This window comes from Paraburkholderia sp. GAS38 (assembly GCF_050434965.1).
GTDB classification, from domain to species: Bacteria; Pseudomonadota; Gammaproteobacteria; order Burkholderiales; family Burkholderiaceae; genus Paraburkholderia; species Paraburkholderia phenazinium_A.
Genome location: NZ_JBNDJO010000013.1, coordinates 178,797 through 190,708 on the forward strand (window position 1 = coordinate 178,797; position 11,912 = coordinate 190,708).

Consider the following 11,912-nt stretch of genomic DNA (forward strand, 5'->3'; position numbering starts at 1 on the left):
GGCAATCAGTATGCGTATATTCGTAACGGGAGCCACCGGCTTTGTCGGTGAAGCGGTCGTCCGCGAGCTTCTCGCAGCGGGACACTCCGTGCTTGGATTGGCACGCAGCGACGCCGGCGCCGACGCTTTGGCGCGAATCGGCGCCACGGTCCACCGGGGCGAGCTGTTGGACACCGAGAGCCTCGCTGCCGGCGCCGATGCATGCGACGGCGTGATCCACACGGCCTTCATCCACGACTTCTCGAAGTTCAAGGAGAACTGCGAGGTGGACCGGCGCGCCATTGAAGCGCTCGGCGCCGCGCTCGCGGGCTCCGACCGGCCGCTGGTCGTCACGTCCGGGACCGGGCTTCTGTCGTCCAACCGTATCGTGACCGAAGAAGACGTGCCCGCTTCCGGTCCAAACTCGATTCCGCGTGTGGCGTCGGAAGAAGCCGCGGCTGCGGAGGCGGCGCGCGGCGTGAACGTGTCGGTGGTGCGCCTGCCGCCGTCAGTCCACGGCGACGGCGATCACGGTTTCGTCCCGCTCTTGATCGGGCTGGCGCGTGAAAAGGGTGTGTCGGCGTATGTCGGCGAGGGACTCAACCGCTGGCCTGCGGTGCATCGCTTCGATGCGGCGCGTGTCTACCGTCTTGCGGTCGAGAAGGGTGTCGCAGGCGCGCGGTATCACGGCCTCGCTGAAGAGGGTGTGCCGTTCCGGGACATCGCGGGCGTGATCGGCCGGCGTCTCAATCTGCCGGTTGTCAGCAAGGACCCTGAGGAAGCGGCTGACCACTTTGGCTGGTTTACGCATTTCGCCCAGATCGACAACCTGGCCTCGAGCCAACGCACGCGGGAACTGCTGGGTTGGGAGCCGACGCAACCCGGCTTGATTGCCGATCTCGACCGGCCACGCTATTTCGAAGGCTGATTGGGGCACGTCCCTGCGGCGCGCTTGTGCCGCAGGGACGGTGTCGCGCGGCGCAACTAGCAGGCTTCTTCCTGGGCATGCCGCTTCGTCAGACCCGTCAAACTCGACAGCCTCATCGCCGCACAACCGGAAAGACCACCGAAACGGTCAGGCCCGCTCCGCCAGGCCCATCTGCCAATGAGACTTCGGCCAGATGCGCACGCGCGATTTCCCGCACGATCGACAGCCCAAGCCCACTGCCCTCTTCGCCGGACGCGCGAAAGAACGGCTCGAACACGCGATCGCGAAGTTCGGCGTTAATGCCTGTCCCTTCGTCCGTGATAGTCAGCACCACCCGCTCGCCCGTCGACGAGAGCCTGAGCGCAACATGTCCGCCAGCGGGTGTATAACGAATCGCATTGTCGAGCAGATTGAACAGCAGCACGGAGAGTAGCGGCTCGTTGCCCATCACCTCCGCAGGCTCGTCGAGATGCGCGGACAGTTCGACACGGCGACGCTGCGCGAGCAGCGCAAGCTGTTCGATCGTCCCCGTCGCCACTGCGCGCAGATCCACCGGCGCGCCTTCGAAGTCCGCGTAGTCCGCTGCTTCCGCCTGAGCCAACAGCAGCAACTGGTTGGTGAGCGCAACCAGCGACAGGTTGCTGCGATGCATGGCCAGCAAGGTCTCTTTGATTTGCGCGAGATCGTCCTGACGGCGCGCGTACTGCAATTGCGTGCCGAGCAACGTCAGCGGCGTGCGCAACTGATGAGCCGCATCCGCAATGAAGCGCCGCTGCATGGCCGTCTTACGCTCGATGATATCGAGGCACTGATTGAACGCGGTGACGATAGGACGCAACTCGTTGCGCAATGGGTCAGCCCGCACCCGTAGTGACGCGTTCGGCGCGCGCCCAAGCATCTCTTTCGCGAGCCTCATCAACGGCTGCAGTTCGAAGGTGAGCCCGACGCACACCAGCACCACCGCAATCGTCACAATGCCCGCAAAATGCAGCATCTGCGGCCGCCACAACTCGGTGGCGGTGGCATCGCGTTGCTGCAAGGTCCGTCCAACCGACACCACAACCTGTTTCACCGCCCCCGAGTCGTACATGGGGCGAATCAGCGACACCGCGCGAATCGGGTGTCCGCTCACGGTCGCGTCATACCAGAGCGGTCCTTCGCCCGGCACGCGCAGCGGGAAATCAGAGGTCCCCGCAATCGTCGCGCCACCCACTTCGCGAATGCTGAAAAAGACTTCGTCGCCGTACGGCGAACTCAGAATTTCGATCGCGCTGGGAGAGATCTCCGCATGCAGATAGCCGCCCTCCCATTGAATATCGCCCGCCATCACGCGCGCCGAAGACAATAATGCTTCGTCCTGCAACAGACTCGCCGTCCGCTGCGCGTTGTCGTGTGCAATCAGTCCCGCCGCGAACACATACACGGTCATGGGCAGCAGCAGCCACAGCAGCAGCCGTAGGCGCAGGCTATTCGTCATCGGCGCCGTCTTCAAGCAGGTAGCCGAGGCCGCGCAGCGTGATGATGGTGGCGGTGCTCTTTTCGAGCTTCTTGCGCAGACGCGACACATAGATTTCAATCGCGTCTTCGCTGGTCGGCGCGTCCGCGTTGCTCAGCGAATCCGCCAGCATGGTCTTCGCGACGGTCTTCTTGGCGCGCAGGATCAGTGCTTCGAGCACTGCGTGTTCGCGCGGCGTCAAGGTCAACGGCTCGCCTTCCACCGCGAACTGGCAACGGTCCATGTCATACGTGAGATTGCCGCATTTGAGCCGGTTCGAGCGCGACGGCGACTGCCGCCGCGCCAGCACCTTCACACGCGCGACCAGCTCGCGCGCGTCGAACGGCTTCACGATGTAGTCGTCCGCGCCCGCGCCGAGGCACACCACCTTTTCGTCGACGGCGCCGGTTGCCGTCAGGATCAACACCGGCGTCGCGTCGCCGCGCTCGCGCATGCGGCGCAAGACGCTCTTACCCGACAGATGCGGCAGATTCAGATCGAGCAGCACGACGTCGTAGGGCACGGTGCGCACTGCAGCGTCGGCCGCTTCACCGTCGCTGACGCGATCGAGCATGAAGCCGTCGTCGCGCAGCATTTTCGCGAGCCAGTGTGCAAGCTGATCATTATCTTCGACGAGCAGTAGCCTCATCGCATCTATCCCCAAAGCGTTCATGCCGTCCTGTACTGCTCCCGCGACTGGGTGGAACGGTACAGGACCAGTGTCGCAACTACGCCGCACAGGGCCGCAAACGACATCCATGCGCCCGGCGAGGCCTTATCACCCGTAGTATGAATCAGCCAGGTGGAGATCGCCGGCGTAAATCCGCCCACCACCGTGGCGAGACTGTACGCCATCGAAAACCCGGTGGTGCGTACGTGTGCCGGCATCAATTCCGTCAGCGCGACCACCATCGCGCCGTTGTACCACGCATAGAGCAACGACAGCCACAGCTCGACCAGCAGCAGACGCGCGAACGACGGTTGCGCAACCATCCATTGCATCGCCGGATAAGCCGTGAGAATCGCGAGCACGGTACAGGCGATCAGCACAGGGCGGCGGCCGATGCGATCGGACACGGCGCCGGCAATCGGCAGCCAGATGAAGTTCGACACGCCCACGCAGACCGTGACCAGCAGCGAATCCAGCGACGTCAGCTTCAGCACGACCTTGCCGAACGTCGGCGTGTAGGCGGTGATCAGGTAGAACGAGGCGGTCGTCATGATGACGAGCCCCATGCCGGCGAGAATCAGCCGTGCATGCTTCACCATGGATCTGGCAATCTCGGCCATACCGGGGTGATGACGGCGTGCTGCAAACTCTTCGGTCTCCTGAAGCGAACGGCGCACATAGAACAGGAACGGCACGATCAGACAGCCGACGATGAACGGGATCCGCCAGCCCCACGCGTTCATCTCCGACGTCGGCACAAGGCGGTTCAACAGCACGCCGAGCGACGCCGCGAACACCACTGCGACCTGCTGGCTCGCGGACTGCCACGAGCAGTAGAAGCCGCGATTGCCTTTGGTGGCGATCTCGGACAGATAGACGGACACGCCGCCCAGTTCGACCCCGGCGGAGAAGCCTTGCAGCAGCCGCCCAAACAGCACGACGGCGGGGGCGAGGAGACCGATCGACGCGTAGCTCGGTACGAACGCCACGCATGCGGTGCCGATCGCCATCAACATCAGCGACAGGATCAAGCCCTTGCGGCGGCCGTGATGGTCGATGTACGCGCCCAGCACCAGGGCACCCACCGGACGCATCAGAAAGCCGGCGCCGAATACGGAAAGCGCCAGCATGAGCGAGGCGAATTCGTTACCGGTCGGGAAGAACGTGGCTGCAATGGCGGCCGCGTAGTAGCCGTACACGGTGAAGTCGTACATTTCGAGGAAGTTGCCGCTGACCACGCGGAACACCGAGCGGGCGCGCGATTCCCTCGAAGCGGACGGTGCGCTGACAGCCGCCGTCCCGTTTGTTGAAGTTGAAGATGTCATGATGACCTCGATAGTGAAGGACGAACACGTCCTCAGCAGCCATCGAGGCCACCGGGTACGGCTTCGCATACGATGGAACGTGATGGATCAGCCGATCGTCATCACGGATTTGCCTAATTGACGACGCGACTCGAGCGCTTCGTGCGCGGCTTCAACGTTGTCGAGCGTGTAACGGCCGCTGATCTCGATCTTCAGCGTGCCGTCCTGCAGGGCAGCGAAGATTTCATCCGCGCGACGCTGCACCGTTGCAGCATCCGCGAGATGATCGGCAAGACGCGGACGCGTGAGAAATAGCGAGCCGGCCTCGCCGAGTTCGATCGGGTCGAGATCGTTCAACGATCCGGACACCGAACCGTAGTTCACCACCAGACCGCGCGTGCGGGTAGCCCGGAAACTGTCTCGCAAGGTGGCGCGCCCGACGGCGTCGAACACCACGTCGACGCCACGGCCGTTAGTCGCTTCTCGCACGCGCTCGGCGAAACGGCCCTCGTCGTAAAGCATCACGTGATCGGCGCCGTGTCCGCGTGCAACTTCGGCCTTCGCCTCGCTGCTCGTGGTCGCGTAGACGGTCACGCCGCGCCGTTTGGCGAGCTGGACCAGCAACTGGCCGATGCCGCCCGACGCGGCATGCACGAGGCACGTGCTGCCTGCGTCAAGATGCGCGACGTCCTCAAGCAGATAGTGCGCAGTCGATCCCTGAAAAATCGCCGCTGCTGCCAGGTCAAACGGAATCGCCGCCGGAATGCGGGCGACGCGGGCGGCCGGCACGACCGCATACTCGGCATACGCGCCCCACGAAATGCACCACGCAACCCGGTCGCCGCGCTTCAATGCGGTGACGTTCGTGCCCACTTCGACCACCTCGCCCGCGCCCTCCATCCCGAGCGTGCAGGGCAGCCGCACCGGGTACGTACGCGACGCTTTGTATTTGCCTTGTCGCGTATGGATGTCCATGAAGTTGATGCCGGCGCAACCCACGCGGACCAGCACGTCGTCGGAACCCGGCGAAGGAATGGCAATGTCAACGCGCTGCAGTACTTCCGGTCCGCCGTATTGCTCGATGCGGATGGCCTTCATAAGTCGTGTCCCCTAGCTTGATGGAATGCTGTTGCCTTGACCGTGTGCACGCCTGTGCTCGCGCAGCGGTCCTCGTCAGTGGCCCGACACCACGTTGGCCTCATCGGCGAAGCGGTTGGTGTAGGTCCGCGCCAGATCGACGTGGCGTGGCACGATCGACGGGTCGACCGCAGCCAGCACGCCCAGCACCGTCTGCGGTGCGCCGTCGGGCATCCGGCCGTCGCGCGAAAACGCGGGAATCATGTCAGCCAGTGCCTGCCGGTAAAGCGCTTCGTTATCCCCAACGAAATTCTTCGGCAACACAGCCATGATGTCGCTGGCACTGTGCGTCGAAATAAAAACAAGCGCGCGCGCAACGGCGCGCACGAGGCGCCGGGTTTGGTCCGGATGCGCCGCGACCCACTTGCGCTGCGCATAGAGACAGGAGCCGGCATACGGCCCGCCAAGCGCCGCACGTGTGCCCTCGATACTGCGCATGTCCACCAGCACCTGCGCGGCGTTCGCGGCCAGCAGGCGCGATGCGGTCGGCTCCTCGACCATGCCGGCGTCGATCGATCCTTTCATCATGGCGTCGACGAAGCCGTTGTCGGGACCTATCGGCACGATCGTGTACGTGCTCCCGGCCAAGCCCGCTTGCTGGGCGAGATAGCGGGTCAGGAAGTGCGTGGAGGCCCCGAACCCCGTCACACCGAGTTTTCGGCCGCGGGCATCCGCCATCGTCCGCATCGGCGTGTCGACCCTGGTCGACGCGAGTTCGGCCAGCCCCGCGGACTGCGCCAGAACGAGGATGGATTCGACTTCCAGGCCTCGGCTTTGCAGATCGATCGTGTGGTCGTAGAAACCCACCGCACCTTGAACGGCACCCGCAATCAGTTCGGTCGCGGTATCGACGCCGGCGGGTTCCGAGAGGATTTCGACGTCCAGCCCTTCATCGCGGAAGTAGCCCAGCCGCGCGGCCAGTGTGACCGGCAGATAGATGATCTTCGTCACGCCACCGGTCATGAGCGTCAGCTTCTCCGCGTCGGCATGCGGCGTCCAGAACAGGATCGCGCAGGCGGCGAAGGCGGGCGCCATGAAACGGGCGAACGGTGGCATAGCAGGGTGTCTCCTGTCGATGGCTGCTGTTGCGAAGCAGCCGCCCGATAGCGACGGGTCGTCTGATGCAGCGCTTGCGTGGAGTATAAAAAACGGACGCCTTCTGGCTGCTTTCCATCGCGGCGAAATGTTCTGGGTGTTTACCCTTCATGCAGTCGTTGGACAGCGAGGGGCAATTATCCGCACGTATGCGTCATGTATTTTTATCCGGGTATTATTGACAATAATTTTACCCGGATATAAATTCGAGCCCACTCAAAGCTCGATGACTTCCGACATGACCACACTAGATCTGAATGCCGGCGCAACCGCGCCCGTCGTTGATGAAATCGACCTGGTCGATCTCCGCGTGACGGGCACGATTCCGCGGGACCTGAACGGCGTGCTGGTACGCAATGGCCCGAACCCGCTGCAGGGTCGCTTCGAAGGAAACAACGTGCTGAACTGGTGGCCGGAGGCTGCGATGTGGCACGGCATCTCGTTTCAGGACGGCCGCGTCACCGGCTACCGCAACCGCTGGGCTCGCACACAGCGATGGGCCGAGGTGCACGCGCCGGATATCGCGGCGTCTCTGCTCGACACCAATCCGAACGTCAACGTGCTCCATCACGCCGGTGAGATATTGGCGCTTGCCGAAGGCGGCGCTCCACTCGCGATGACGGCCGGACTCGAAAGCCTCGGAGCCAGTCGCCGTCACCCAGGACTCGCGGGCGGGATGACGGCGCATCCCAAGGTCGATCCCGAGACGGGCGAACTCATGACGTTTCGGGCCGATTGGCAAAAGCCGTGGTTGCGCTACGGGGTAACGGATGCGGACGGTGCGCCAGGCGTCGACGTTGAAATCGCCGTGCCGTCTGCGTCGATGATGCACGACATGGCTATCACGGCGACCCGCAGTATCTTGCTGGACCTGAACGTCGCGTATGACTTCTCGATGCTATCGCGCGGCTATCGCATGCCGCTGCGTTGGCATGACGAGCGTCAAGCGCGGATCGGCGTCATGCCCCGTCATGGCGGCGAGGTTCGCTGGTTTGAAATCGCGCCATGCTTTATCCAGCATGGGGTGAATGCGTACGACGTGGGTACGTCGACGGTCGTTCTGGATGCCGTGCGATATACGCACTATTTGCGTGTGGCGGATCGCGGTGCCGCGTTCGAGGACAACCCGGTTGGTGTGCTGTGGCGTTACGTGATCGACCTCGATCGCGGAACGGTGACGGAAACGCAGCTTGACGATGCCGGTATCGAACTGCCTCGTATCAACGAAGGCCGGACCGGTCGACCGTATCGCTTTGCCTATGCGGCGGAGCAGCCGACCAATCGCGAGATTCGCGGTGTGGTTCGCTACGATCTCGCAGACGCTTCGATGCAGCGATACCGCGTTCCCGAAGGCGATCAGAACAGCGAACCGGTGTTCGTTGCACGTCCCGATGCCGCCGCTGAAGACGATGGCTGGCTACTGGTCTGTGTCTACCGTCGTGCGACGGATACCAGTGATGTCGTCATTCTCGACGGCCGGGATATCGCAAGCGCTCCGATCGCGACCGTGCAACTGCCTAGACGGATTCCTGCGGGGTTTCATGGCGCGTGGCTGCCGATAGCATCCCGCGTCAACGCAACCGCAGTCAGGTCGCCGGACGCCGCAGGAATGCCAGGAGCAGGCCAAAGCCAATCATCGTCGAGCCGCTCACGCGGTTGAACCAGCGAAGTCCTCGCGAACTACTCACCAAGGTTCCGAGGCGCGCTCCGATGACGGCATAGACGGAAATGGCCACCAGTTCGAGCACGAGAAACGTCGAACCAAGCACGGTGAAACTGGTTGCGTATGCGGATCGGTCCACAAACTGCGGGAAAAACGCGGTGAAAACCAGAATCGCCTTTGGGTTTCCAGCCGCCACGATGAATTCCTGCTTCGCCAGTTGACGAAAGTTGAACGACTCACGGCCATCCGCCGTCTCCTGGGTTGGGCGCGCGAGAAGCGTCGGACCCGAGCGAAAGAGTTTGATACCGATCCAGACAAGATAAGCCGCCCCACCGAATTTCAACGCCGTGAAGAGCGTCGCGGAGGCGAGCAGCAGCGCTCCGAGTCCCAGGCCCGCGATTGCAATCATGACCGCGAAGGCCAGCAGTCGTCCAAACGCCACCAGAACGGCACACCGCACGCCGTTGCGCGCTCCGTTGGAAATGGAAAGCACGTTGTTCGGACCGAGCGCCATGTTGATGGCGAAGCAGGCGGGCAGAAACAGCCAATAGTTCTGGAATGACATAACGAGTCACAAGTGTCGGCGAGGCGCGAAGCGATTAATCTAACAGAGTTGCTGAGGCAAGGCGTTAAACGGCAAGCCTGGCACCGTCGCGATCCTATGGCACGACCGTAAATACGAAGATCGCATTGTTGAGCGCATGCAACAGGATCGACATTGACAGCCCCTTGGTCTTCTTCACCAGCCACCCTGACACCGCGCCCATCGCGAACAGGTAACCAAAGTGCCAGACGTCCCGATGCATTGCCGCGAACAGCAAGGCCTGCAACAGATTGGCCCAGCCGAAACTGATATGGCGCGACAGTCCGCCCAACAAGCAGCCGCGGAAGACCAGTTCCTCGACGATCGGGACCAGCACGGACAACACGAAGAGCGCCAGTGCAATGCCCCCAACCGATTCGGCGCCGTGAACGAGGGCTACCGGCCACCCGCTGGGCGGCACCTTCGGCGTAATGCCGCGCAGGCTCACGGCGGGATGGAGCAGAGCAAAGCCGAGAAGGATTGCCGGCCACACAAACCATTTCCGCTTCCATCGGCCGCCACCTAACCAGTCGCGCCAGGTTAGCAACCGGGCAGCCCACGCGAGCCCAAGCGCGCAGAACACCACCGCCCATAAATAGGTCGTCGCGAGTCGGCTCTGCCAATCCATGCGCAAGACGCCACTACCCGTTGGCGAAAGCGACGCCGTGCCGGCATGCAAGTCCGTGACGAAATACAGTACGCCAAAATAGATCGAGAGCGCTATCCACCCGTGACGCAAGCCGATCCGGCCAAACAGCGGCATCGACGTCTTGCCGATCCGTTGCCGGACGGTGCCACGATAGTGCGCTGGAAACAGCAGCATTCCCGGCGCTGCCGCAGTCAAGGCAAGCATGAACAGCAGGCCAAAGGTCAGCGGACGCAAGTCCGTTCGGCCGATCATGGCTGGGTCGAGATCCAGGAGGCGCGCATACGCTCCGGTCAGTGCTGTCGCATTTTGTGTCTTCGTGTACTGGTCGTGAATGACGTCAGCGGCGGCCTTCGCGTTGCCTGCGTCGAACGCCACGTCGAGACGAAGTTGCTGATTCTGTGGGGACTCGAATTTGCGCGACGCGGCGTCGGCGCTCAATACGGCCTCGGCGCCCGCCGAATCGCCGACATGCTGAAGAGCACGCGCCGTCGTGTACGCGTCGATCTTCAATCCGGCGTGTTGAGCGCGACGTAACTCGTCCCTCGCTTCGGTGCCGGGCAACAATTCCGTTGCGGCCTTGATTCGGGCTGTTTCCTGCCAGAAGTTCGATGCGACGGGTGCGGCAGCAAGCAGCTTGCTCGCGTCCCGGACGCGCTTGGTCTGCACGAGATAGCGCATCGCAGCAATCACGCGTTCGTTGCCCGGGTCGAGCTGCACCGTGATTAAGGCCTCCTGGCCGGCTCGCGTATCGTTCTTGGCGAATTCGTAGCCGTGCGATAGCGCTGCGTGCAAACGGACGCGTTGCGCCGTCGACCAGTTGTTCGAAACTTTGACCAATGGCTCGCCGTATGCAACGGCTTGCGCACCAAAGCGATGCTCGAGCACAAATAGCGCTGCTTCAGGGTCGGACGAAAACTGTTTATCGAGCGTCGTCTCACAGGCATCGAAGTCTTTGCCCGCCGCATCACTCCAGGCCAGATCCTCCGCGGACGCGAAGCGTTCGATGAACTTGCATTCTGCCAGGGCGAGCGACGCATCAGCGGGGTGCTGAAGCAATGCCTCGCGATAGGCGTCCAGCGCATGCTCGTAGGCGCTCTTCTCGCCGTTCAGTACGGCGTCGCTGATATGGTCTGGAACACGCAACTCGTCAACCGCGAAGCCCGTTGATCCCGCGGCCGCGGCGTAATCGATCAAGACCGCACTGAAGGCGGCGATGACGACGATCTTCAGAAAGCCAGGAAGCCTGTTAAGCGCGTGACGAGCGGACATTGTTTGAGTTTTTGACGACTGCGTGGTGGTCTGACGCGTGGATTGCGAAGGCACTTCATCCGGGTGGATCACTGTCCGGATTCGCGTCCACTCAATGCAAGCGTACCTTACTCAGTATCGTCATTAGCACGCAAATCTTTAGGGAAGGTCAAAAAAAACCCACGATGGATATGTTTTTCGCTTCGTAGGACGCCTCGGCCAGCAGCTTGGCCATAAGCACAACACAACAAACGAATTCGGGCTTCGCTGCTGGTCCGGCACTACTCCGCATCGCCCAACAATTCCTTTGCTGAGACCACCGTGCAATATTCCCCATCCAGGTTCGCTAACGACATGGCATGGACTTCTTCGGCACTGCGCATTCGACCATCCCAATCCATGCGGTTGAAAGTAAAGCAGCCGTCCTGAACGAGATAGGTATCGAAGCCGAGATTCCCGGCCATTCGCACCGTCGCCTCGATGGAGTTATTCGTGATCACGCCTACCACCACGAGCGTTGTATGCCCGCCTCCACGCAGGCGATCTTCGAGCCCCGTGCCAATGAAAGCGTTGTTCGTGTGCTTTGGAACGATCGGCTCGCCGGGTACCGGAGCAACCTCCGGCTTGAAATCATTCCCAGGCTGCCCGGGACGATAGTGCGACGCCGGCTCGAGAGAATCGTGCCGCACATGCCAGACGGGCCATTTTTCAGCACGCCAACGGGTCAGCAATCGGCAGATTTCCTGCTCCGCCGAGAGGTTGTTCCTAATACCCCAGTCGGGGTGGTCGATAGCCCGTTGCAGGTCGATTAAAAGAAGGACTGCCCCGTGAGTCGAAGTTACCTGCATTGACTGAAGCCTCATCGAGCATGGTGGATGAAGTATAGCGAGAGCGGAAGTCTCGGGGTTCGCTAGCCAGCTTGCTCAGACCGGCTCTGCCGCGAAAGTTGCTTCAACGAGTGGCCTAGGCGATGGAATAGCCGTACTCGCCATGAACATCGAGGTCCTGGTCCCAGATGTCGGAAAGGTCGTGCTGGTACAGCTCCAGCATGCGATAGAGCGGCAGACGCTCCTCCGCGCTGGCCTTGCGAACAACGATCATGCTCGGGTGCATTGGGGACTCGCTTAGGTCTGCTTCAGTCTGATGCAACTTGCCGGTTCA

The 11,912-nt window shown here is 62.2% G+C and carries 11 protein-coding genes; 2 read left to right on the forward strand and 9 right to left on the reverse strand.

Annotated features, from left to right (window positions below; translation table 11 throughout):
* Window positions 1–10 precede the first annotated feature (10 nt).
* The gene (locus P3T42_RS27250) at window positions 11–907 is read left to right on the forward strand and encodes an SDR family oxidoreductase (RefSeq protein WP_429307770.1); all 897 of its coding nucleotides are present in this window, start codon (window positions 11–13) and stop codon (window positions 905–907) included.
* Between the two features lie 112 nt (window positions 908–1,019).
* On the opposite strand, the gene P3T42_RS27255 is transcribed toward P3T42_RS27250, so the two are convergent.
* The 5 genes from P3T42_RS27255 to P3T42_RS27275 all read right to left on the reverse strand — a co-directional run bounded on the left by P3T42_RS27255 (window position 1,020) and on the right by P3T42_RS27275 (window position 6,569).
* Window positions 1,020–2,384 carry a sensor histidine kinase gene (locus P3T42_RS27255; RefSeq protein WP_429307771.1) on the reverse strand — a complete coding sequence of 455 codons (1,365 nt, stop codon included), beginning with the start codon at window positions 2,382–2,384 and terminating at the stop codon, window positions 1,020–1,022.
* The gene (locus P3T42_RS27260; protein WP_074293810.1) at window positions 2,374–3,051 is read right to left on the reverse strand and encodes a response regulator transcription factor; all 678 of its coding nucleotides are present in this window, start codon (window positions 3,049–3,051) and stop codon (window positions 2,374–2,376) included. Before P3T42_RS27260 ends, P3T42_RS27255 begins: the two co-directional genes overlap by 11 nt.
* 20 nt (window positions 3,052–3,071) lie before the next feature.
* Window positions 3,072–4,397, reverse strand: coding sequence for an MFS transporter (locus P3T42_RS27265; protein ID WP_074293811.1), 1,326 nt, complete (start codon window positions 4,395–4,397; stop codon window positions 3,072–3,074).
* 87 nt (window positions 4,398–4,484) lie between these two features.
* Window positions 4,485–5,474, reverse strand: a complete 990-nt coding sequence (locus tag P3T42_RS27270; RefSeq protein ID WP_429307772.1) for a quinone oxidoreductase family protein — start codon at window positions 5,472–5,474, stop codon at window positions 4,485–4,487.
* A gap of 75 nt (window positions 5,475–5,549) precedes the next feature.
* On the reverse strand, window positions 5,550–6,569 hold the full coding sequence (locus tag P3T42_RS27275; RefSeq protein WP_429307773.1) for an ABC transporter substrate-binding protein: 1,020 nt from the start codon (window positions 6,567–6,569) through the stop codon (window positions 5,550–5,552).
* A gap of 277 nt (window positions 6,570–6,846) precedes the next feature.
* Between P3T42_RS27275 and P3T42_RS27280 the strand changes: the two genes are divergently transcribed.
* Window positions 6,847–8,268 (forward strand): carotenoid oxygenase family protein, encoded by a 1,422-nt coding sequence (locus tag P3T42_RS27280; protein ID WP_429307828.1) that lies wholly within the window; start codon window positions 6,847–6,849, stop codon window positions 8,266–8,268.
* Here P3T42_RS27280 and P3T42_RS27285 read toward each other — a convergent pair.
* The 4 genes from P3T42_RS27285 to P3T42_RS27300 all read right to left on the reverse strand — a co-directional run bounded on the left by P3T42_RS27285 (window position 8,195) and on the right by P3T42_RS27300 (window position 11,852).
* Window positions 8,195–8,836, reverse strand: a complete 642-nt coding sequence (locus P3T42_RS27285) for a LysE family translocator (RefSeq protein ID WP_429307774.1) — start codon at window positions 8,834–8,836, stop codon at window positions 8,195–8,197. The genes P3T42_RS27280 and P3T42_RS27285 overlap by 74 nt on opposite strands.
* Window positions 8,837–8,930: 94 nt before the next feature.
* On the reverse strand, window positions 8,931–10,844 hold the full coding sequence (locus P3T42_RS27290) for a CPBP family intramembrane glutamic endopeptidase (protein WP_429307775.1): 1,914 nt from the start codon (window positions 10,842–10,844) through the stop codon (window positions 8,931–8,933).
* A 188-nt stretch (window positions 10,845–11,032) separates the two neighbouring features.
* Window positions 11,033–11,599, reverse strand: coding sequence for a cysteine hydrolase family protein (locus tag P3T42_RS27295; RefSeq protein WP_429307776.1), 567 nt, complete (start codon window positions 11,597–11,599; stop codon window positions 11,033–11,035).
* A gap of 115 nt (window positions 11,600–11,714) precedes the next feature.
* Window positions 11,715–11,852, reverse strand: a complete 138-nt coding sequence (locus tag P3T42_RS27300; RefSeq protein WP_429307777.1) for a hypothetical protein — start codon at window positions 11,850–11,852, stop codon at window positions 11,715–11,717.
* Between the last annotated feature and the right edge of the window lie 60 nt (window positions 11,853–11,912).